This window comes from Micromonospora sp. DT62 (genome assembly GCF_049847285.1).
Taxonomy (GTDB): domain Bacteria; phylum Actinomycetota; class Actinomycetes; order Mycobacteriales; family Micromonosporaceae; genus Micromonospora; species Micromonospora reichwaldensis.
Window position 1 is genome coordinate 112394 of record NZ_JBNCOB010000010.1, and the last position, 19573, is coordinate 131966.

Consider the following 19573-nt stretch of genomic DNA (forward strand, 5'->3'; position numbering starts at 1 on the left):
CAAGGTGGCAGTGTCGGCCATCAGAACGGCATCTCGGCGCCGTCGACGCTCAGCGATCGGAAGCTGGCCGCCTTCGTCGGGTCGAAGCCATCCTCCTGCGCCGCCAAGCCTGCGGCCCGCACCAGCCGTTCGGACTGGAACCGACGGAACGCGGCTTCGTCCTGCCAGATGTTGATGATCCGCCAGCCGCCCTCGGTCGGACCGGCGACATGGGCGACGAGTCCCGGCGGCCGGTCCGGTCCGAGGTGTCGCTCCACCTGCTGGTACTCCGCCTCGCTGACGCCGGGCATCTCCTGCAACACACCGAACGGCATGGCCACCCCTTTCGATAGAGTTAGTATCTATCCAATAGAGCACTACACTCGTCCAGTGGTTGTCAAGAGACGCTATGACTCTTCCCGGCGGCAGGAGCAATCCCGACAGACCCGGCGGGCGATCCTCGAAGCGGCTGGTCGGTTGTTCGTCGACCCCGGCTACGCGGCCACGCCGCTGACCGCCGTCGCCGCGGAAGCCGGCGTCGCGGTCCAGACGCTCTACGCGGTGTTCGGCAGCAAGCGGCAACTGCTCTCCCACCTGGTCGACGTCACCCTGGCCGGTGACGACGAACCGGTGGCCCTGCCCGACCGGCCCTTCGTCGCCGAGATCCGCGCGCTCGCCGACCCCCGCGCCAAGCTCGCCCGCTACGCCCGCCATCTGGTCGAGGTGAACGCCCGGCAGGCCCAGGTGATGCTCGCGTTGGCCGCAGCGGCCACAGCCGACCCGGACGCCGCCGCGATCTGGCGCAAGAACATCGAAGAGCGCCGCCGTGGCATGGCCATGTTCGCCGCAGAACTCGTCGGCACGGGAGCCCTCCGCCCTGACCTGGACGTCGAACAGGTGGCCGACATCCTCTGGTTGGCCCAGGACGTCCGCAACTTCGACTGGCTCGTCCGGCAACGCGGATGGCCGCTGGAGCAGTACCAGCGGTGGTATGTGGACACCGTCAGCGGCGCCACCATCGCCGATGACCCGCTACCGCTGGGTTTGTACAACTCACGAAACTCGGGTGCCCGATGATTCCGCCCGCCCGCCGAACCGCCCTGTCCTGCGGGACTGCCGGCGGGCCCTCTCAATGGCGGCCTGGTGCCGTCGGTTCTGGTGGTGACGAGGAGGAAGCCACTCGTCACGCGAGCAACTGGAAAGGGTAGAACGGATCGGCCTCACCGACCGTCAAGAGCAACTCAAGCGGCAACTCCGGATCGCCCTGGCCGACGGCCAGCGCAACCCACCGACCAGCGCCCAGCGACCGCCAGACGCACATCTGACCACTGAGCTGGCAAAGCTGGTTCATCGGTTCCGCCAGCACGGTCGCTAACGCTTGGAAAGCGGTATCGATCTCCGCCTGGGCTGCCTCGACAATCTCCTCGCTGCGGTCATCCCAGAAACTCCGGCTGGCCTGCGGGACATACACGTGGAAGCCAGGCCCGCTGGACTGGCAGCCCTTCCGCGTGTTCTTACCGGGAAAAGGAAGCGTGAGCAGGCCGTCAACGATCGCGAGCCGGTCTTGCATGACCATGCCAAGAGGCTAGAGCCGGCAACGTATGCGGTCACCGCACTAGAGGCGGCCGGTGAGCCGGTGGGCGGGCAAGCCCGGCCACGTCGCCTCGACGAGCTGCTGGCTCCGTCGGGGTGTACGGCGAGGAAGACCAGCGCCTGCAGGGTGGCGCTGCGCCGCACATTGCATGGGTGTGCCGTCGGCAACCAAGGCCGCGTCGACGTGCACTCACCCTTAGCCGTGCCAGCACCGAGGAACAGAGCGGTTGCGGCGCACGCCGCTAACGCCACCGCAAGCGGCCCACCGCGCGGTGCGGAATTGACGCACGGTCCGCGCCGGAGTGTTCCGACGCGGACCGTGGGTGCCGCCTCGTCTCCGAGGGCTGACAGCCGAGACGAGTCTCTTCGTGATGACTACTAGCTAGCAGATAGGTACGCCTGGTAGCTGTTGTGCCGGATGGTTGATGAAGATGTTGGAGATGAAGCCGTTCTGATCCCGCAGTCGGGACCACCAGCTGTTGACGTAGCCCTCGGCGTAGACGGTGTCGCCCTGCTTTTGGCATGTGACGTTGACGAGGGTGGGACCGGCCAGCGAGGTCACGGTCGACGCCCACAGGTACGCGTCGCTGCGGACGCGGACGCCGGAGCCCCAGGTCCAGAACGCGGTGCCGCCGCAGCCGTTGTCGCTGGTGAGGTAGTACTGGCTGTACGACCCCGGGTAGGCGAGCGCGGCCCCGTTGATCCTGATGGTCTGGCCGACGCCGTTGTAGAGCTGCTCGTAGTGGATGTGCGCGCCGAAGGAGTTGCCGGTGTTGCCGGTGGTGCCGATCTGCTGTCCGGTGTTCACCCACGCCCCGTGGCCGACGGAGAACGCGGCGAGGTGGAAGTAGTAGGTCTTCCAGCCGCCACCATGGTCGATGACGATGTAGTTGCCCGCACCGCCGGACTGCCAGTGGCGGGTGGCGGTGCCGGCGGCGGAGGCGAGCACCGGGGCGCCGGCGGTGCTACCACCGTCGGCGCGGACGAAGTCGAGGGCCATGCGCACCTCGGCGCTGTGGTGGCTGTACGTCCACCGTTGGCCGCAGGGATACGGCGCCTTGAAGTTCGGCGCCGCCTGGGCGGGCGAGGCGACGAAGAGTGTGGCGGTCAGCGCTGTGGCGAGGGCGGCCACGAGCGTGACGAGGGATCTGAGCGGTCGCACGGTTCATCCTGAGGGTTGGCTATAGAAGGCTTCCGATGCACTTACGTTCGGAGGATCCTAAGGGTTCCGTCGACGGATGTTAATAGCTTCCAGAGACGCAGAGGCCTGACGAAGGATTCCTGCCGTCCCTGTTGCCGTCTCGTTGCGGTACGGAGTGGGTTCGGCCGCTACAGGCCCACGTAGCAGAGGCCTTCGGTCCATTCGTCAGTCTGTTCGGCGAGCACGGCACCGACGAGGCGGATGAGCACCGTGGCCATGCCCCTGTCGCACTGGCGAGCGTCGGAGATGACCAGGCGAACAGCGGACGGCCGCAGTCGGTCTTCGCCCTCCGTTGGCGTTGATGTGCCGGCAGTGGGCAGGCAGTTCAGGTTGGTTGCCCGGCGGCGGCGCGGCGAACGAGGTGGCGTGCCTCATCGCGTCGCATCCCGGTGGCCCGCAGTAGTTCGTTGGCGACGATACGAAGTTGGGAGACCGCGATCGTCCCGGAGAAGCCGATCTCGTGCCGACAGGCCTCCCCGGCGAGCCGCACCGCACGCAGCACTCGCTCGCGGGCCTGGACTGGTTCCTCGCCGGCCAGGTACGCGCGGTGCAGCAGCCGCACCGCTGTGCCGTACTCCTCGACAGCGGCTGGCAAGTCCGGTGGCACCGGTTCGGCGTCCCGCAACGCCGTGCCGGCGCGGCGCACCAGGGTCCGGCTGTTGCGGTAGGCCCGCTCCATGTGCTCGACGCCGTCTCGGTAGGCGTACACGGTCTGGCGGCGGCGCCAGCGCAGCGGAGAAAACTGGACCACCTCCTCGGCTGCGGACATCGCCTCGCGAAGCTGCATCAGCTTCGTCTCTGAGTTACGCATCTGCTTCAGCAGGATCTCCGCTCGATGAGCGTCACCATTGGCGAGGGCCTCGGCGCAGGCGGTCATCTGCCCGGCGAACAGATCCAAGGCGGAGCCGGCGACCCGGCGGATGGTGCGCAGCGGGTTGAGCGGCGCCAAGATCAGCATCACGAACAACCCGACCAGGCCGCCGACCAGGGCATTGATCGCCCGAGGAAGCTCCAGGTCGGGGTTGGCCGGAGTAAGCGTCGCCACCAGCACCGCCGTGGCGCCGGCCTGGGTCATCAGCAGGCCGGTGCCACGGGCCGCTGCGGCGCCGGTGATTGCCAGGAAGACAATGACGCCCGTCTGCCACGCCCCGGTGCCGATCAGGGCGATCAGCAGGTCACCGGCGGCGATACCGACGCCGATGCCCAGAAGCAGTTCGACGGTGCGCCGGGCCCGCTTGGCCAGCGACGCGCCGATCACCGCCACCGCGGCGCCTGGGGCGAATGTGGGCTCCTCGATGCGCAGCAGTTGGTGAGCGACCACCCAGGCGAGTGCCGCCGCGACCCCGGCCTGCACGCCGATGATCAGATACGCTCGGAATCGCCGAGACGCGACCCGGCCGGCCTTCGCCAGATGGCACCGCAGCCGCCCAACAGGTGAACCTGAATTCTCCGTTGGCGAAGCACGAGACGACATGGGTCCGACTACCCGGACCGATACCCGTCACACCGGTCAGGCGGCATCTACCGTGCTGTAAGCGCTGCCGCGCAAGGCTGGCGAATTCCTGGCGTGGAGGCCGGCCATCGGTAACGCTGCGGTCTTGTTCGGTTGTTCGGGGAGAACTGATTCTCGCCCTGAGGCCTCTGGCTGTCTGAAGTCGCTAGTTGATGCCGATTTCGACCGCTTTGCGGGGTAGCATCTTATAAGCTCGAATTATTCGTATCTTGCCGGCATTTAGTGATCTTGGACGGTCGGATGATGAGGCTGCTGCAGTCACTGCTGGGCATCGGCGCGGAAGAGCTCAACCCCGGCCAGATGGCGCTGCGGGCGATCCTGACCTTCGTGGTGTCGGTGGCGATCGTCCGACTGGGACACAAACGGCTGTTCGGCAAGGCGACGGCCTTCGATCTCGTCGTCGCGATCATGTTCGGCTCGGTCATGAGCCGCGCCATCACGAACACGCTGGGACTTCTCGGCATCTGGCTCGCCGGATTCGCGCTCGTCATGATGCATCGACTGGCCGCGACCCTCTCCTACCACATCAACTTGTTCGGTCCGCTCTTCAAGGGCAAGCCGGTCCTGCTCGTCGAGGACGGTCAGATGATCCGCTCGGCGATGCGAAAGAGTCACGTCTCCCGGGGGGATCTCGAAGAGGCCCTCCGTGAGACGGGGAGCGACGCCGACCTCTCCCGGATACGGCAGGCCTATCTCGAACGCGACGGCACCATCAGCGTGGTTCCCCGCTCCGGCGAGGCGCGCGTCCTCGAGGTCGCCGTGGCCGGCAATGTCCAGACTGTCAGAATCTCGGTGGACTGAGGTGAGCCGTTCTGCCGCTCGACCCCCGAAGAAGGTGAGATGCGGGAGACGTTAGATGCCCGGATAAACAGGTAAAGGGGGGCATGGCCACAGGCGCGGAGGACAAGAAGACGCCGGTCGGCGGCCCGGCTGGCGGGCGGCCGGGCGAGCCACCCAACATCCTGTTCATCCTGGCCGACGACCTGGGCTGGGCGGATCTGGGCTGTTACGGCGCGTCGGGAATCCGCACGCCCAACCTCGATCGGCTGGCCGCAGAGGGCATCCGGTTCCGCCACGGCTACGCGTGCTCGCCGTGGTGTTCGTCGACTCGCATCGGTCTGTACACCGGGCGCTACCCCACCCGCCTGCCGGCGGGCCTGGAGGAACCGCTGACCACCCACACGGAGCGCAACGGGATTCCCGCCGACCAGCCGACCCTGTCGTCGTTGCTGCTGGCCACCGGTTACCAGACGGCGATGTTCGGCAAGTGGCACTGCGGATGGCTGCCCTGGTACAGCCCGCTGCGCATCGGCTTCCAGACCTTCTACGGCAACTTCGACGGAGCCATCGACTACTTCGAGCACATCAACACGATCGGCGAGGCCGACCTGTACGAGGGCGAAACCCCGGTGGAGGAGGCCGGCTACTACACCTCGCTGATCTCCGACCGCGCGGCCGAGTTCGTCGCCGCAAACAGGGAAAGCCCGTTCTACCTGCAGCTCAACTACACCGCGCCGCACTGGCCCTGGGAGGGCCCGGACGATCGCGAGGTCGGCGCGGAAATCCGGCGCAGGTTCAGCGAGCAGCCGGTGCCCACCCCGTTGATCCACCCCGACGGTGGCTCCCTGGCAAAGTACGCCGAACTCATCGAGGAGATGGACGCCGGCGTCGGCAAGGTGCTCACCGCGCTAGCCGACGCCGGACGCGCGGAGAACACAATCGTCGTCTTCACCTCCGACAACGGCGGCGAGCGATGGTCGAACAACTGGCCGCTCGTAGGGGAGAAGGGCGACCTGGCCGAGGGCGGCATCCGCGTACCGCTGATCCTGCGATGGCCGGCTGCCGTGCCCGGCGACCAGGTCAGCGATGACCCCATCGACACCCTTGACCTGACCGCGACCCTCATCGACGCCGGCGGAACGACCCCGGACGGCCAGTATCCGCTGGACGGAGTGAGCCTGTTGCCGTGGCTGATCGACGGGGCTGACTTCCCCGAGCACTACCTTTTCTGGCGTACCTCGAATCAGGGGGCGTTGCGCCGCGGCCGGTTCAAGTACCTCTACGACCGCCGCGACCGGTCGGTGCTCGGCAACTGGCCACGCCGCGAGGGCCCCTTCCACCTGCTCTACGACGTGACGGTCGACGGCCGCGAACAGGCGGACATCGCCGACCAGCATCCGGAGTTGCTGGACGAACTGCGGGCTGCCTGGGAGCGGATCGAAGGAGAGATGCTGCCGTTTCCACCAGGTCACCCCGGTGCGCCGGAACCATCGGCAACGGCTGAGACCAGCGAGCCGGACTGAACTGGAGTGGGTGAGGTGTGACGATGCTACGAGACCTGCTCACCGTTGCGGCGAACCTGGCGGTCCTGGTGTTTGCCGTGACCTCCATGCTCTCGGTCGGTTTCGCCCACTCGATCAAACAGATCCTCGGACCGCTACGTGACATCTGGGCGTTGCTGCGGGCACTGCTGGCCAACTTCGTACTGGTGCCCCTCCTCGCGCTCGGAATCCTCCGGCTCTGGCCGCTCGACCGACCACTGGAGGCCGGGCTACTCCTAGTCGCGATGTCGGCTGGCGCACCGTTTTTGATCAAGCTGACCGCGGTGGCCCAGGCCGAGGTGGCGCTCAGCGCCACCCTGCTGGTGCTACTGCTGCCCGTCACCGTCCTGTACGCACCCGTAGTCGTGCCCCGAGTGCTGCCCGAGGCCGAGGTCTCCGCCATCGCCCTCGCAGTACCGCTGCTTCTGACCATGCTCCTCCCGCTCGCCGCCGCCCTGCTGGTCAACAGCCGCTGGCCGGACCGGGCCCGGCGGTGGGCACCCTTGGCCCGCCGCGCCTCCACCGTCGCGCTGGTGGTACTCGTCGCGGCCACCACGCTGGCCAACATTCCAACGATCATCGACCTGTTCGTCGAAGGCGCGATCGTGCCGCCCCTGCTGGTCATCGCCGGCGCCTTCGTGATCGGCTACCTGCTCGGCGGCAAGGACCGCAACGCCCGCGAAGTGCTCGGGCTCGGCACCGCCCAACGCAACATCTCAGCGGCGACGGTAATGGCGACGCAAAGCTTCACCGAAAACGGCACCCTGGTCATGGTGATCGTGACGTCGCTGGCCGGCTTCGCGCTGCTCTTCCCCCTCGCGGGGGTGCTGCGCAGACGCGAGCTGACGGCAACCCCGCAGGGCCGCAGCAGTACGTAGAATCCCCTCACATTCGGGCCGTGAGTAACCAGGCTGTCTCAGCCGTTATCCCGGCTAGATGCGGCGTGTCCGGGTCATCGACAGCATGGCTGACCAGCGTCTCGCCTGGTGGGGCGGGCGGGACTCGAACCCGCGACCGAGGGATTATGAGTGGCCCTCGCGACGGAGACTGCGCCCACTAGCTGCAACTACAGCCACAGTCGGGGCGACTCCACAGCACTGCAACCACTTGAACCGCCCTCACTTCGCACCACAAGCGGCACCACGCCCTCTATGCCGATCCGTCGATCCCATGAGAACCTGAATCTTCGTGTGATCGCACGACTACCTACGGCTACCTAAGCTGGAGGCGCGCGTGGCCCAGATGTCGCTCTTCGGTCCCAGCGAGGCTGGACCCGACCCGAAGCCTGTCGACGACCGCACCGTTCGGCTACAGCTGCTAATTACGGTGAAGGCGGCACCAAACCCCTCAGAGAAGTACGGAGAGACCGTCTGCGTAGCGGGGCTGCGAACGGACGTGCTGCGGCCGACGTGGGTTCGCCTCTACCCGATCAACTTCCGGCATCTGGACAGCGACGAGGCGTTCAAGAAGTACGACATCATCTCCGTCGACGCCAAGCCGGCACGGCAGGATCAGCGGCGCGAAAGTTGGAAGCCGATCATGGAGCGGATCCACAAGGAGCGCCATCTCGATGGCTGGCGGTCGCGACAGCCGTTGCTTGACCCGGCTGTCGAGGATTCGATGTGTCGTCTCAACCGCGAGGCTCAGGAGCGCGCTGACGCGCAATCGCTGGCCCTCGTGCGCCCCAAGGAAGTTCGCGCGCTCAAGGTCACGCCGCACCCCGGCTGGGACGATGACGAGCAACGCAAGATCGAGGCTTACGCGAGTCAGCCGGACCTCTTCAGCGGCCGGAGCAGATCCCCGCTACAGGCGCCCCGCTTCAAGGCGGCGTACCACTACCGCTGCCACGAACACGGATGCAAAGGACACAAGCAGCACGTCATCGACTGGGAGTTGGTAGCGCTGCAACGCCGGCTCGCTGGCTACTCGGACGCTGCGCTACGGGAAGCTCTGGAGGCCAAGTTTCTGGGAGAGATGTGCGCGCCGAACCGCGACGTCGCCTTCTACGTCGGCAACCAGGCCAAGCGCGTGCACGTCTTCAGCGTGCTGGGCGTGTACTGGCCGAAACGATAGGCATCCGGTCTTCGAGTGCGCGCATCACGACCTGGCGGTGACACCGACTCTCATCCGCCTCGAAACAGAGCAGCGCTACCAGCTCACGTTGCGCCGTCTCGGCGAGCGCATCGAGCGCCGCCAGCGACTCAGCGTGGTGCAGCCGAGAGGCGTACACCGCCCGCGCGGAGCGCAACTCTTCGGGGTTGCCACCGAAGCCAGGGCGGTTCTCCTTTGGGTTACCAAGCTCCCGGCGATGCTCGTAAATGATGCCCTGCGCCGCGAGTGCCTGGCTGAGGGCCGACTTGCTAAAGCCGCGCTTGCGAGAGATCGGCGTCATCCGGACGTCGACTAGGCGCGTGACGCCCACGTCCGCGAGGCCCGTCACGAACTCATCGATGGAGCGGCCCTCGTAGCCGACACCCAGGATACCGATCCGGTGACTCACAGCTAAGGTGACGCTCATCGGGACACCCTTTCATGACTCGTCTGCCAAGACCATCGGGACGGCCAAGAAATGTGCCACCCTGCACACCTGCGAACGGAAGCGACCGCAGACGGCAACGGGTTGGCTCAAGTGCTCTCAGCGGGCTGGCCTGTGCGGGCTGGTGGCGGTGGTCGGCGTTCGTTGCGGGAGGGCTGAACCATCTCCGCATCTCCGCATCTCCGCAAACATGGCTGTGAGCTGGGCGAATGCTTGCGGAGATGCGGAGTGCCGTTGAGGGGTCATCTCCGCAAGAGGCCGTTATCTCCGCAGTGGGTTGCGGAGATGCGGAGATCGACGATCCTTGATGTTCTGATCTCCGCAGAGTGTTTCCCCTGGTGGAGTGCCGTTGGTGCGGCGTTGCGGAGATGCGGAGATGGTTCAGCGGGTTTTACCCCTCGTGGCGTTCGACCCAGAACACGGACCGGTCGCCCCGGTCGTTCTTGCCGGCGCGGATGACGTGATCGCCGCGCCAGCGTCCGGCCTGCCCGGTCAGCAGCCGGCCGAGTTGCAGGGGGTTGGGTAGGCGGCCGTTGTGGGTGGTGATGAACTGCCCGTCCCACGGGTCGTTGACGTCGCTGCCCAGGTGCATCGGCTCGGCGTCTTGGCGGAGTTCGGCGGCGGTCATCGCACGGCCGCCGTGGCGGTCGTGCCAGCAGGTGAGGAACGCGCGCCAGCGCGTTTCGTCTTCATCGATCTCACGGATGTCGGCGGCGTTGGTGAGGAACCCGTCGATGCCGTGGTGGGCGAGGAATCCGCCGAGGGCTTGCGCCCACGGGGTGAACTGCCGCATCGACAGTCCGGTGACCCGTGGTGCTCCCCGTCGCGTCCAGTCGAGGACGAGGACCAGGAGGTGCCACAGGACGGTGAGTTGGTTGGCCGGGTCGGTGATCCATTGGTCGAGGTGGGGGATGCCGAACCCTCGTTGGTCGCGCAGTTCGGGGCGGGGCATGTTCGGGTCGAGGTGCACCCGCACCGTGCGACTCGCCATGTCGCCGCCGACTTGCAGGTTGTTGCCGGTGGCCATCCATAGCCGGTCGTTGACGGTGGCGACGTTGCGCGACGCGCCTAGCTGCCGGTCGGACCACACGCCGGAGGTGACGAGCTGGGCGAGCACGGCGGAGTCGATGACGGTGCCCTCGGCGAGGTTGTCCCAGATGACCACGCCGACCTGCTCGGCGAGAACCGCGGTGATGCTCTTGCGGAGTTCTTCATCGGAGTAGGCCCAGGTCATGACGCGCTGCCCGTAGAGCATTCCCGGCCCGGCCGTGAGGATCGTCTTCCCGCTTGACGGCATGGTGGCGTCGATGAGCGCGAACGGCGTCAGGGATCGGGTGAAGTGCCGCAGGATCGGCGTTGCCAGCAGCGCCACGTAGTTGGCCCGGTCAGCGGCGGACGCCCACGGGAAGTCACGCAGGAACCGGCCGAGCAGGAACGTACGTGCCTCGTCTACCTGCTCGGGGGTTGGTTCGTCGGGCACGGGTGGCAGCGCCACTTTGGAGGCGAGGTAGAGGCCGGTTGCGGGGTCGTAGCCGGGCTTCTGCAACAGGGTGCCGTCGCGGCGCAGAACCGGGGCGCCGATGATGCCGCGCAGTGGTGGCACGCCCGGCCACGTCTTGCCGGCCAGCACCGAGGACAGGATGTCGCGGGGCGGGGTGACCTCGTCTTCGAACATTTCTGGGTCGCCGGTGTCGCTCTTGCGGGTCTTGAGCCGGTAGACGTAGGCGTGTTCGGCGAGTAGCCCGGCGAGGCCGGCGGGGTTGACCATGCTCGCTGACACCGGCAGTGGCGAGTCTTCGTCGGCGGCGGTGGCGAGGCCGCCGGAGACGGCTTCCATGTGCACCAGCGACCCGGCCGATACGTAGGTGTCGGGCAACAGCCCGTCGACGAGCGCGGCCTTGAGTACGCGGATGGTTTCCGGGCCGGAGCCGATCTGTAGGCGGGTGGTCATGCCGCCGTCCTTCCGAGGTTGGTGAGGTGGCGTGGGTTGCGTGCCCCGGTGCGCAGGCCGGACGCGATCGTGCGGGCTATCTCGCCCGAGCGCAGGCCGATCGACAGCGCGGCCGGTTCCAGGACGGCGGTCACGTCGTCGTCGGTGAGCGCCCCTCCGGCGGCCAGCTGCCCGAGGGCGACGGCGGAGGCGAACAGCGCGTGGTTGCGCTGCCCGTCGGGGGCGGCGGTGAGGTGGGCCACCTGGCGGCGGATCGCCGCCGCGACGTAGGGGCCGCGCCGATCGGCCGGCAGCACCACCGGGGCGGGCCGGTAGGTCGGTCGCGGGGTCGGGGTGAGCAGTCCAGCCAGCCATGCGGGCAGCGGCGCCGGGTCGCAGTCCAGCGCCACCGCGTAGGGGCGGCCGGCGACGGTGCTGCCGGCGGCGACGACGTAGCCGCCGTGCGCGCGGGTGTCGACCTTCCAGCCCAGCCCGCCCCGGTCGCCGGTGGTGTTGCGCAGCTGCGGGCCGCCGGTCGGGTGGCGGTAGTACAGGTGGCTTCCGCCCCCGCCGGTGGTCACGGTGTACGTGGTGTCGATGCTGCCGCCGTGGCGGCCGGCGAGGGCGGCGAGCACGTCCAGGCCGTCACGCGCACCGGCCCAATCGGCGGGCGGGGTGTCGTCGGCGGTCTTCGGCACGTCCAGGTCAACCACCGCCAGCCCGGACGGGCCGCACGCGATACCGACGCCGTAGGGGCGCATCGACCACGCCCGCCGGATGCGCTGCGGGTCGGTCGTGGCGCGGTCTTCCCAGCCGAGGTGTCGGCCGGCGACGCGGCAGCGCGGGTCAAGGCCGGTGCAGTTCTCAGCGGTGTGGTCGGGGAACGCGGGCCGCTTGTCATCGGGACGCAGCGGGAAGACGTGCCATCCGCGCGCGGCGTGAGCAAGGGCAGCGGCCAACAGGCCAGGATCGGGCATGAGATCCCTTCCTTCGGTCGACGGCGGACACAGGGGCGTAGAGGGCGACTCCAGCCGCCCGGCGAGCGCTGAGGGCGTGCGAGCGGGACAGCGAGGGCCTTGCAGGTAGGGGCGGATGCTGTGCGGGCTGTGGCAGTAGGGGGCGGCGGTGCCGATCCAGTGACCGCACCGGGCCACCGGCCCCGTGCGGCCGGCGGTCACCGCGCGGCCCGCCCCGGTCGAGGTCGGGCCGCGACGGCGGCGCGGGTCACGGCCTGGCGCACGTCGCCGAGTAGCCCGACCAACTGGCGGCGGGCGGCCAACTCGCCGGGGGCGAGGGCCACGCGGACGCGTACTTCGGCGTGCTCGCGGCCGGCGGCGGTTCGTACCCGCACGAGGACGGCGCGGGCGTGGCCGGCGACGTTGACCACGATTTCGTCGGAGCGGTGCTCGCCGAGGTTGCAGCGGTGGTCCCTGCCGCACCAGGCGGTGTGGCCGGTGGAGCGGTTCACGGGTGGCCGTCGCGGTATTCGGCGCGGATGTGGTCGAGCAGCCGGCGGCCGGCGCGGACACGGATGCCGGTGCCGTCGCAGCGGGTGCAGTCGCGGCGGGTGCCGATGGTGGTGCGGTGTGAGCGTGCTCCCCGGCAGCGGCGGCAGCGTCCCCACGGCGACGCCGCGCACAGGATCAGGTACCACGTTGTGTAACCGAGGGCAGCGAGGCTAGCAAGCGGCAGGATGGTGGTCACGGAATGCCTCCACAGGCCGTTTCGAGGGCGTAGAGGGCTGACGCCGCTAGGAACTAGGGCGCTGGCCAGGATTGGTGTGGGCCGCTAGCGGGGGTGCTAGGTCTAGCGGGGGGTGCCGCTAGACCTAGCAACCTGCGGCTGTCCGGGTTAGGCGGCTTTGTCGCCGCGCCGCTTGTTACGCTCCGCGACCGCATCGGCGATGTGGGCGCGTTCGATGCCGCGCCGGTTGGCGCCCTTGCCGGTGGCCGGGTCGGTGCCCCATACCTGCCCCGTGGTGATGCCGTACGGCTTGAGTGCCGCCGTGAGCTGATCGCGCGTCAGGTCCCCGTACGCCTCGGCGTTCAACTCGGCAAGCCGCTCCGTCAGCGTCTCCGCCCACACCTTTGCCTCGGTCGCGGGGACGACGGTGAGGATGTCGTCCAACAGCGTGTCCCGGCGGGCCGCCGGGGTGGCGATGCTCTGCCCGATGGCGTGGCCGGTCAGCGTCCCGGCAGCCTCGCGTAGGGCGCGTGCCCGGTCGGTGATCTTCTCGGCGGTTGGGCCGTCGACGTAGAAGGTGCGGACGATCTGCGCGTCGTCGGCGGCGCCGACGAGGTAGCCGACGCCCTTGTCTTTCTTGGCGAACATGGTCGCCCGGATGCCGTTCTTGTACGCCGAGGTGCCGAGGATCATGTCGTTCTCGATCTGACCCATCACGCGCAGGCAGAACCGCGTACCGGCGTTCGCCGACACGCCGGTGGGCAGGCTCTTCGCGTCGGGCCGCTGGGTGGCGACGACGAGGATGACGCCCAGGGCACGGCCGAGCTTGATGATTTTCTCGGCCAGTTCGCCGGCTTCCTTGCCGAACTCCGGGTGCGAGAACAGTTCCTGCACCTCGTCCAGGGCCACCACCAGCCAGTGAAGACCCAGCTTCTTGCGGCGGGCCAACTCCGGGGTGACCTTGTTGTCCGGGCACACCGCCTTCGGGAGTCCCTTGATGACGGCGGCGCGGCGCTGGCACTCCTTGCGCAGCTCCCGCAACGCCAACAGGCCCTCTTCGGCGGTGTCGTCGTCCTGCCCCGACGCATACCGCGCGGACACCTTCTCCAGGGGGTCGAGGCCGCCGGTGCCCTTAAAGTCGAAGCACCACAGTTCCGCGTACGGGTCGAGCGCGGCGGCGAGCATCGGCACCTGCGTGGCGGCCGTCTTGCCATAGCCGGGAATCGACCCGATGAGCAGGTTCGTGTACGGCAGGTCGAAGGAGATGACCCGGCCGCGTGGGTCGGTGCCGAACGGCACCGGCCGCCCCAGGTCGAACCCGCCCGTGGTCTTGAGCAGCGGCCACGGCTTCGGCGGCGTGGCGGCCATGTCCTGATCGCCCACCCACAACAGCAGCCGGCCCGGGTGCACCTCCGGCTGCCCTTCAGGCCAGACGCAGCCGAGGGGGCGGGTGAGGCCGGCGGCGAGCCGGTCGCGGCGCTCGATGACGTCCCCGGCGGTCACGCCGGGCGGTAGGTCGATGTCGGCCCGCCAGCCGGGGCCGTCGCGGACTATCGGGGCGGTGAACGCGATTGCGCGTTGTCCCTGCTTGGCGATGGCCTGGGTGATGCCGGAGATGCCGAGCACGGCCAGGGCGCGCACCACCACATCCGAGGTGAGCCGCGCGACCCTGGGGATGACCACGGCGGTGTCGAGCAGCGGCTTGTCGGCCGGCTGACCGAACATCCCGCACAGGGTGACCAGCATGGCGAGTACTGCCCACCGCGACCACGGCGGCGCGAACGCCACCGCCACGCCACCGGCCAGGGTGATGGCGAGGGTGAAGGTGGCGACGATGCCGCGCCACCGCACCCGCCGGTCACGCTGCCGGGACAGCTTGAGGTACAGCTCGCCGTCGCGGGTCTGGGAGGTCGACTGGCGCAACTGCTCGCCTTCCCAGTCGAACAGCCACCGGGTCGCACCCGAGATGATCCGGGCGGCACCGGCCGGGGCGCGCAGCAGTAGCTTGCCGCCGTACTTGGGTAGGCGGGTGGCGTGGTAGGCGGTGGTGTGCAGCAGGTGTCCCACCGCCCAGCGCATCACGTCGCGCAGCTCGTCAAACGAGCGCAGCCACGCGGGCAGGATCGGGCGCCGCTGCCCGGCGCGCGCACCCGACAGGGTGAACCGCGGGGACTTCTGCGCGGCCGGCGAGTCGACCAGCACCGGCCCGCCGTCACCGTCGTTGTCGGGGTCGGTGGTGCGGGCGGCGCGGGCGGCGTCCAGGTCGACCACCTCGGCGTCGGGGCCGGCGGTGATGTCGGCTTCGGCGGCTTGCCAGTCGAATCGGTCGTCATCGTGGGGGGACGTCATGATGGGGGTTCCTCCATCTGATCCGTGAAGGGTCGGGGGCCGAGGGCCGGCGGCACGGCGCGGTTGTCGAGGCCAGGTGCCGTGCCGCCGGGCGGGGTCAGCTCTTGACGGAGATGCGGTTGCCGCAGTCGCCGCAGGTCGCGTGCATGCGCTGGTTGTCGGCGGTGATGTCGCGCCAGTTGCTCTCGTTGCCGCAGGCCGGGCACCACAACTGCGAGGTGCCGGTGGTGATGCGCCCGCCGGTGGAGCCGATCGAGATGCTTGCCATCAGTGGTGTTCCTCTCGTCGTGTCGGCTGGGTCAGATCTCCCACATGGCTCCGCACTGGGTGCAGACCATGTACTTCTTTCCGTTGGCGTAGGTGTAGTGGAAGGCGGGGTGCGCGCAGCTGGTCACGTCGGATTCCCTTGCGGGTCGGGGTGGTCCGGTCGGGCCACCTCCGCACGGGCACCCGGTGATGAGCGGGTGCCCCACGGGGGCGGTCAGGCCGAGGCCATCAGGGCGGCGATGAACAGCCAGCCGATGTGCCAGGACTGGTCGAGGGCGTAGGCGCCGGTGCCCAAGCTCGGGTTGTCGTCGCGGCCGGGTCGGGGTGCGCCGAGGGCGTAGAAGCGGGCCGAGCCGAGAGCGGCGGCGATGCGCTGAAGCGGGGTGCGTCGGTCGGCGATGTAGTGGGAGACGGCGGAGATGGTCAGCCCGACCGCGACCGCCCACGGGTCGAGCCGCAGGCCGGTACCGGCCACCAGGAAGACGAGGGCCAGTACGGCGGTGAGGGTGTAGGTGGTGACGTGGGTAGCGCAGGCGATGCGGCCGGTCCAGCCGGGCTGGCCCTTGCAGTCGGCCTGGTGCTGGGTCTGTACCCAGTGGTCGGCGACCTGGTGGGCGACGTAGAGGGCGACGAACACGGCAGCGAACGCGGCAGCGTGGCGGTCCGTGGAGTCTGGGAACATGGGTGTCTCTCCTGAGGTCGTTTGGCTGAGGAGTGAGGGCCGGCGGCACGGCACAGGTTGCGAGCCAGGGGCCGTGCCGCCGGGCATAGCTAGTCGTGGGTGCGGACGAGGTGCGCGAGGGCGGCGCCCATGCCGAGCACCGCGACCGGGAGGCAGGCGACGGCGGTGGTGATCCACCACGGGGCCGAGGTGACTCCGGCGGCTTCCAAGAGGTGGTAGGCGATCTGGCCGAGCGCGCCGACGGCGAGGGAGCCGAGGGCGGACCACTTGGCGAACCGGCGGGCCGGGGCGGGCACCCTGCCGGACAGCCACACGTACAGGGCGTACGCGCCGTAGGTCTCGACTCCGATCGGCAGGGTGATCGCGGAGTTGATGGAGAAGCTGTCCCAGATACCCGGCAGCGGGTGCACCACGCCGAACCCGGTGAGTCCGCCGAGCCCGACCCACCCGGACCAGATCGCCACGAACGCGGGCAGGGCCAGCAGCACCACCGGCCACACCACCGCCCGCCGGCTGTCCGTTGAGTCGTCCGGGAGCGCATCGGTCGTGATGTTGGTGCCCAGGTCTGCGACGGGTGCTGCCTGCTCCGACACGACCGGCGGGATGCCGTCCCTGGCCGGCGGCAGGTCCGGTGCCAAGACCGGGTCAGTTGGGTCCGGGACCCTGCCGGCCGGGTCGCTGGTGGGCTCGGTGGTAGCCGTTGGGGTGTCATTCCGGGTCAGCGCGGCGAGGATCGCGTCAGCCTTCGGACCACCCACCCGCAGCTCCTTCTTGATGCGGTTGCGCGACGGGATCTCGCCGAGCTGGTCGGCCAGGTCGCGGGCGGCGGGGATCAGGTCTTCGACCGGCCGAGGGAAGGCCGACAGCGTGGGGGCGGTCATGACAGGTGTCCCTCCGATACGTCGGTGCCGTAGATGAGCGAGAACAGGGCTTGTTGCAGGTCCACCAGGTCCGCCCCGCACCCGTCGTACGGCTCCGCCATCGACGGGTAGCCGTGCGCGGCGAGCACCTGGGCCACGTCCAGCGCCAGACCGAACGTGAAGCGGGGGTCGTCAGCGGGGCGGGGAATCGGGTAGCGACGGCTCATGGCGCTACCCGCCTACGCGGCCCGGCCGTCGGCCGAGCGAACGGCGAGCAGGGCACGCGCCTCACGCAGCACCCGGCGCTGCGCCCGACGAAGCCGCTGCCAGTCCAACTCGGTCGGACCGGCGTCGCTGGTCAGCACGACGATCTGCGCGTCGAGCAACAGAACCTCGGCCTCGATCAGCGGCAACTCCTGCTCAACCTCACCGAGTTCCGTCGCGCTGGGCTCACCGTCATAGCTCGTCATCACGCCACGCTCCGAGTGCAGTAGTCGGCCACGTCGACCAGGCCGTTGGTGAGGGCGCCCGCCTCGATCGCGTCGATGGCCTTCGCGGGGACGACGTACCGGCCGCGAATGCGGATCGCCGGGAACTCACCCGCACGAATCGACCGGTAGAGCGTCATGTCGCAGGTACGCAGCAGTTGAGCCGCTTCCGCGACGGTGTAGAACCGCTGGGGGTGGCCAGCAGGTCGATCGGTCTTCATCGGTGTCCTTCCGCTTCATCGATCGGGGTGCAAATAGCTTCCGATCACGAGGGGTGACACCTTCACCACATGGCTGGACGACTAGGGACGTCCTTGGTAGTTTGCAGTCGTCCCTACTCGTCCCTTGGAGGCGACAGTGCCGAACGACCGGCTACGTGACGCGATGCTGCGCAAGGGCTTCACGCCGACGGCGATTGCCGAGCATGTCGGAGTCGATCCGAAGACTGTGGAGCGTTGGATCACGCAGGGCCGAGCGCCATACCCGCGCTACCGGCACGCGATCGCCGCGCTGGTCAGGGAGAGCGAGTCGTACCTCTGGCCGAATGCCATGCCACAGGAACGCGCCAACCGCGTGGCGGAATCCGAGGTGGTACAGGTCTACCCGCGCAGGGCGGCCGTACCGGATGACCTCTGGCGACGACTGATCTCACAGGCACAGGACCGGATCGGCATCCTCGTCTACGCAGGACTGTTCCTGCCCGAGCAGCAACCGCAGCTGGTCGCCACGCTCAAGGCAAAGGCTGCGGCCGGCACCCGAGTCGAGATCCTGCTTGGCGACCCGGACAGCCCCGAGGTCGCGCAGCGAGGCGCTGAGGAAGGGATCGGCGACGCGATGGGCGGCAAGGTACGGAACGTGCTCGCCTTCTACCAGCGCCTACGCGACGTCCAGGGCGTGACGGTGCACTTCCACCGGACGACGCTCTACAACTCCATCTTTCGGTTCGATGACGAGATACTCGTCAACTCGCACGTCTTCGGCTTCCCCGCGGCACACACGCCCGTCATGCATCTACGGCGGCTCGCCGGCGGCGATCTCTTCGACACGTACGCAGACAGCTTCGATCGGGTGTGGGAAACCTCAGTGCCCGTGTGGGAGCCAGCGGTGGCAGGCTGACGGCATGGCAAGAACCGAGTACTACAACGACCCGCAAGCGCCGAAGCCGAACAGCATCGTCCCGGCGGTGACGGTGTTCGTCCTCGACGCGCAGGACCGGGTGCTACTCATCCGTCGAACGGACAATGGGCTCTGGGCCATCCCAGGCGGCGCGCAGGATTTCGGTGAATACATCGCACAGACGGCCGTTCGCGAGACCAAGGAGGAATCCGGGATTGACGTTGAGGTGACCGGCATTGTCGGAATCTATACCGACCCAAAGCACGTCATGTCGTATAGCGACGGCGAGGTTAGACAACAGTTTTCGATTTGCTTCCGTGGTCGATACATCAGCGGCAAGCCGACGGCAAGCAGCGAATCTTCTAGCGTGCGATGGGTTAACAGAGGAGACTTGGACGCCCTGCCGATCCACCCATCAATGAGACTCCGCATCGACCACGGATACGAACGGCGGCGGGAGCCCTACATTGGGTGAGGTCTTACGGCGGATAGTCGATCCTCGGTGCGCCGAACGGCAACCATGAGAGTTGGCTCGGCGCGCGCCCAGAAACGGGTCACCAGGTGATCCGGCCCGTAGCGGGTTCGAACCTCGGCTAAGCGCTCCGGAACGGTCATATCTTGCCCATCTGGGCCGGTGGTCATGTCGGCGTACCATAGCGCGTCTCGGATCGGAGACTCTTCGTCGATAAACTCCATGGACAGTTCGCTCGCTAGCCCCCGTTCCTCCGCTTCGAAGATTGCGCAAGAGTGACACGCGACAAGACCCGCGAGTCGACTATCGAAACCGTTATCGCGCAGCCACCGAGCACCGTCAAGCGCGTGCAGCCCCGACTCGATCAGAGCCGGGGCATACCCGACGTCGTGCAGCCAGGCAGCGGCGACAAGCAACGTCTTCTCATCCGGCGCCACGAACTCAGCAAGGCACTCGGCCTTGTTGGCAACCGCCTGGACATGTCGCCATCTTCGAGGTAGAGGCTCTCGCAGGTAGCCCTCTGCAACACTCCGTGCCTGATGTGCTAGCTCCACCCGATCGAGGATACGCGCTCTCCACCCTC

General features: G+C 68.3%; 23 protein-coding genes and 1 pseudogene. 7 read left to right on the forward strand and 17 right to left on the reverse strand.

Annotated elements, in window-relative coordinates:
* Nucleotides 1-20: 20 nt before the first annotated feature.
* Nucleotides 21-314 (reverse strand): hypothetical protein, encoded by a 294-nt coding sequence (locus ACPXCB_RS16660; protein ID WP_151453554.1) that lies wholly within the window; start codon nucleotides 312-314, stop codon nucleotides 21-23.
* A gap of 55 nt (nucleotides 315-369) precedes the next feature.
* On the opposite strand from ACPXCB_RS16660, the gene ACPXCB_RS16665 reads away from it, so the two are divergent.
* Entirely contained in the window at nucleotides 370-1056 is a 687-nt protein-coding gene (locus tag ACPXCB_RS16665) for a TetR/AcrR family transcriptional regulator (protein ID WP_425876371.1), read from the forward strand.
* 106 nt (nucleotides 1057-1162) lie between these two features.
* Here the strand turns inward: ACPXCB_RS16665 and ACPXCB_RS16670 are convergent, their stop codons facing one another.
* From ACPXCB_RS16670 to ACPXCB_RS16680, 3 genes and pseudogenes are all read right to left on the reverse strand, one after another.
* Nucleotides 1163-1555, reverse strand: coding sequence for a hypothetical protein (locus ACPXCB_RS16670; protein WP_425876373.1), 393 nt, complete (start codon nucleotides 1553-1555; stop codon nucleotides 1163-1165).
* 618 nt (nucleotides 1556-2173) lie between these two features.
* Nucleotides 2174-2683 (reverse strand): annotated as a pseudogene (locus ACPXCB_RS16675) (M23 family metallopeptidase); the annotation flags it as partial.
* Between the two features lie 415 nt (nucleotides 2684-3098).
* The gene (locus ACPXCB_RS16680) at nucleotides 3099-4127 is read right to left on the reverse strand and encodes an FUSC family protein (RefSeq protein ID WP_425876375.1); all 1029 of its coding nucleotides are present in this window, start codon (nucleotides 4125-4127) and stop codon (nucleotides 3099-3101) included.
* Between the two features lie 402 nt (nucleotides 4128-4529).
* On the opposite strand from ACPXCB_RS16680, the gene ACPXCB_RS16685 reads away from it, so the two are divergent.
* From ACPXCB_RS16685 to ACPXCB_RS16700, 4 genes are all read left to right on the forward strand, one after another.
* Nucleotides 4530-5087 (forward strand): DUF421 domain-containing protein, encoded by a 558-nt coding sequence (locus ACPXCB_RS16685; protein ID WP_425876377.1) that lies wholly within the window; start codon nucleotides 4530-4532, stop codon nucleotides 5085-5087.
* Nucleotides 5088-5170: 83 nt separating this feature from the next.
* Complete coding sequence (locus ACPXCB_RS16690) at nucleotides 5171-6589, forward strand: sulfatase family protein (RefSeq protein WP_425876379.1); 1419 nt, start codon at nucleotides 5171-5173, stop codon at nucleotides 6587-6589.
* 23 nt (nucleotides 6590-6612) lie between these two features.
* On the forward strand, nucleotides 6613-7485 hold the full coding sequence (locus ACPXCB_RS16695; RefSeq protein WP_425876381.1) for a bile acid:sodium symporter family protein: 873 nt from the start codon (nucleotides 6613-6615) through the stop codon (nucleotides 7483-7485).
* A gap of 355 nt (nucleotides 7486-7840) precedes the next feature.
* Nucleotides 7841-8680, forward strand: coding sequence for a hypothetical protein (locus tag ACPXCB_RS16700; RefSeq protein ID WP_425876384.1), 840 nt, complete (start codon nucleotides 7841-7843; stop codon nucleotides 8678-8680).
* Here ACPXCB_RS16700 and ACPXCB_RS16705 read toward each other — a convergent pair.
* The 12 genes from ACPXCB_RS16705 to ACPXCB_RS16760 form a co-directional block, all read right to left on the reverse strand.
* Nucleotides 8646-9125, reverse strand: coding sequence for a DUF488 family protein (locus ACPXCB_RS16705; RefSeq protein ID WP_425876386.1), 480 nt, complete (start codon nucleotides 9123-9125; stop codon nucleotides 8646-8648). The genes ACPXCB_RS16700 and ACPXCB_RS16705 overlap by 35 nt on opposite strands.
* A gap of 409 nt (nucleotides 9126-9534) precedes the next feature.
* Nucleotides 9535-11094: a hypothetical protein gene (locus tag ACPXCB_RS16710; protein WP_425876388.1), complete on the reverse strand. Its 1560-nt coding sequence runs from the start codon at nucleotides 11092-11094 to the stop codon at nucleotides 9535-9537.
* Nucleotides 11091-12050 (reverse strand): bifunctional DNA primase/polymerase, encoded by a 960-nt coding sequence (locus ACPXCB_RS16715; RefSeq protein ID WP_425876389.1) that lies wholly within the window; start codon nucleotides 12048-12050, stop codon nucleotides 11091-11093. Before ACPXCB_RS16715 ends, ACPXCB_RS16710 begins: the two co-directional genes overlap by 4 nt.
* Nucleotides 12051-12247: 197 nt before the next feature.
* On the reverse strand, nucleotides 12248-12541 hold the full coding sequence (locus ACPXCB_RS16720; RefSeq protein WP_425876391.1) for a hypothetical protein: 294 nt from the start codon (nucleotides 12539-12541) through the stop codon (nucleotides 12248-12250).
* Nucleotides 12538-12777, reverse strand: a complete 240-nt coding sequence (locus ACPXCB_RS16725) for a hypothetical protein (protein ID WP_425876393.1) — start codon at nucleotides 12775-12777, stop codon at nucleotides 12538-12540. The genes ACPXCB_RS16720 and ACPXCB_RS16725 overlap by 4 nt, the downstream gene beginning before the upstream one ends.
* 147 nt (nucleotides 12778-12924) lie before the next feature.
* Nucleotides 12925-15105 (reverse strand): cell division protein FtsK, encoded by a 2181-nt coding sequence (locus ACPXCB_RS16730; RefSeq protein WP_425876394.1) that lies wholly within the window; start codon nucleotides 15103-15105, stop codon nucleotides 12925-12927.
* Nucleotides 15106-15202: 97 nt separating this feature from the next.
* Complete coding sequence (locus tag ACPXCB_RS16735; RefSeq protein WP_425876396.1) at nucleotides 15203-15373, reverse strand: hypothetical protein; 171 nt, start codon at nucleotides 15371-15373, stop codon at nucleotides 15203-15205.
* Nucleotides 15374-15586: 213 nt separating this feature from the next.
* Nucleotides 15587-16054: a DUF3307 domain-containing protein gene (locus ACPXCB_RS16740; RefSeq protein ID WP_425876398.1), complete on the reverse strand. Its 468-nt coding sequence runs from the start codon at nucleotides 16052-16054 to the stop codon at nucleotides 15587-15589.
* A gap of 89 nt (nucleotides 16055-16143) precedes the next feature.
* Entirely contained in the window at nucleotides 16144-16935 is a 792-nt protein-coding gene (locus ACPXCB_RS16745) for an ABC transporter permease (protein WP_425876400.1), read from the reverse strand.
* Complete coding sequence (locus ACPXCB_RS16750; RefSeq protein ID WP_091301309.1) at nucleotides 16932-17141, reverse strand: hypothetical protein; 210 nt, start codon at nucleotides 17139-17141, stop codon at nucleotides 16932-16934. The genes ACPXCB_RS16745 and ACPXCB_RS16750 overlap by 4 nt, the downstream gene beginning before the upstream one ends.
* 12 nt (nucleotides 17142-17153) lie before the next feature.
* Nucleotides 17154-17384 carry a DUF6284 family protein gene (locus ACPXCB_RS16755; protein WP_425876402.1) on the reverse strand — a complete coding sequence of 77 codons (231 nt, stop codon included), beginning with the start codon at nucleotides 17382-17384 and terminating at the stop codon, nucleotides 17154-17156.
* Nucleotides 17384-17623 carry a helix-turn-helix domain-containing protein gene (locus tag ACPXCB_RS16760; RefSeq protein ID WP_425876404.1) on the reverse strand — a complete coding sequence of 80 codons (240 nt, stop codon included), beginning with the start codon at nucleotides 17621-17623 and terminating at the stop codon, nucleotides 17384-17386. Before ACPXCB_RS16760 ends, ACPXCB_RS16755 begins: the two co-directional genes overlap by 1 nt.
* 136 nt (nucleotides 17624-17759) lie before the next feature.
* Here ACPXCB_RS16760 and ACPXCB_RS16765 point away from each other — a divergent pair, with 136 nt between their 5' ends.
* Together ACPXCB_RS16765 and ACPXCB_RS16770 are read left to right on the forward strand one after the other, a co-directional pair.
* Complete coding sequence (locus tag ACPXCB_RS16765) at nucleotides 17760-18518, forward strand: XRE family transcriptional regulator (protein WP_425876406.1); 759 nt, start codon at nucleotides 17760-17762, stop codon at nucleotides 18516-18518.
* Between the two features lie 4 nt (nucleotides 18519-18522).
* Entirely contained in the window at nucleotides 18523-18993 is a 471-nt protein-coding gene (locus tag ACPXCB_RS16770) for an NUDIX hydrolase (RefSeq protein ID WP_425876408.1), read from the forward strand.
* On the opposite strand, the gene ACPXCB_RS16775 is transcribed toward ACPXCB_RS16770, so the two are convergent.
* Nucleotides 18981-19544: an HD domain-containing protein gene (locus tag ACPXCB_RS16775; protein ID WP_425876410.1), complete on the reverse strand. Its 564-nt coding sequence runs from the start codon at nucleotides 19542-19544 to the stop codon at nucleotides 18981-18983. The genes ACPXCB_RS16770 and ACPXCB_RS16775 overlap by 13 nt on opposite strands.
* Nucleotides 19545-19573 lie beyond the last annotated feature (29 nt).

Excerpts from the sequence above, each read along its gene's own strand:
- ACPXCB_RS16660 (WP_151453554.1), bottom strand. The coding sequence starts at position 314 with ATGCCGTTCGGTGTGTTGCAGGAGATGCCCGGCGTCAGCGAGGCGGAG.
- ACPXCB_RS16670 (WP_425876373.1), bottom strand. The coding sequence starts at position 1,555 with ATGGTCATGCAAGACCGGCTCGCGATCGTTGACGGCCTGCTCACGCTT.
- ACPXCB_RS16685 (WP_425876377.1), top strand. The coding sequence starts at position 4,530 with ATGAGGCTGCTGCAGTCACTGCTGGGCATCGGCGCGGAAGAGCTCAAC.
- ACPXCB_RS16690 (WP_425876379.1), top strand. The coding sequence starts at position 5,171 with ATGGCCACAGGCGCGGAGGACAAGAAGACGCCGGTCGGCGGCCCGGCT.
- ACPXCB_RS16695 (WP_425876381.1), top strand. The coding sequence starts at position 6,613 with ATGCTACGAGACCTGCTCACCGTTGCGGCGAACCTGGCGGTCCTGGTG.
- ACPXCB_RS16705 (WP_425876386.1), bottom strand. The coding sequence starts at position 9,125 with ATGAGCGTCACCTTAGCTGTGAGTCACCGGATCGGTATCCTGGGTGTC.
- ACPXCB_RS16710 (WP_425876388.1), bottom strand. The coding sequence starts at position 11,094 with ATGACCACCCGCCTACAGATCGGCTCCGGCCCGGAAACCATCCGCGTA.
- ACPXCB_RS16715 (WP_425876389.1), bottom strand. The coding sequence starts at position 12,050 with ATGCCCGATCCTGGCCTGTTGGCCGCTGCCCTTGCTCACGCCGCGCGC.
- ACPXCB_RS16730 (WP_425876394.1), bottom strand. The coding sequence starts at position 15,105 with ATGACGTCCCCCCACGATGACGACCGATTCGACTGGCAAGCCGCCGAA.
- ACPXCB_RS16735 (WP_425876396.1), bottom strand. The coding sequence starts at position 15,373 with ATGGCAAGCATCTCGATCGGCTCCACCGGCGGGCGCATCACCACCGGC.
- ACPXCB_RS16740 (WP_425876398.1), bottom strand. The coding sequence starts at position 16,054 with ATGTTCCCAGACTCCACGGACCGCCACGCTGCCGCGTTCGCTGCCGTG.
- ACPXCB_RS16745 (WP_425876400.1), bottom strand. The coding sequence starts at position 16,935 with ATGACCGCCCCCACGCTGTCGGCCTTCCCTCGGCCGGTCGAAGACCTG.
- ACPXCB_RS16750 (WP_091301309.1), bottom strand. The coding sequence starts at position 17,141 with ATGAGCCGTCGCTACCCGATTCCCCGCCCCGCTGACGACCCCCGCTTC.
- ACPXCB_RS16755 (WP_425876402.1), bottom strand. The coding sequence starts at position 17,384 with ATGACGAGCTATGACGGTGAGCCCAGCGCGACGGAACTCGGTGAGGTT.
- ACPXCB_RS16760 (WP_425876404.1), bottom strand. The coding sequence starts at position 17,623 with ATGAAGACCGATCGACCTGCTGGCCACCCCCAGCGGTTCTACACCGTC.
- ACPXCB_RS16770 (WP_425876408.1), top strand. The coding sequence starts at position 18,523 with ATGGCAAGAACCGAGTACTACAACGACCCGCAAGCGCCGAAGCCGAAC.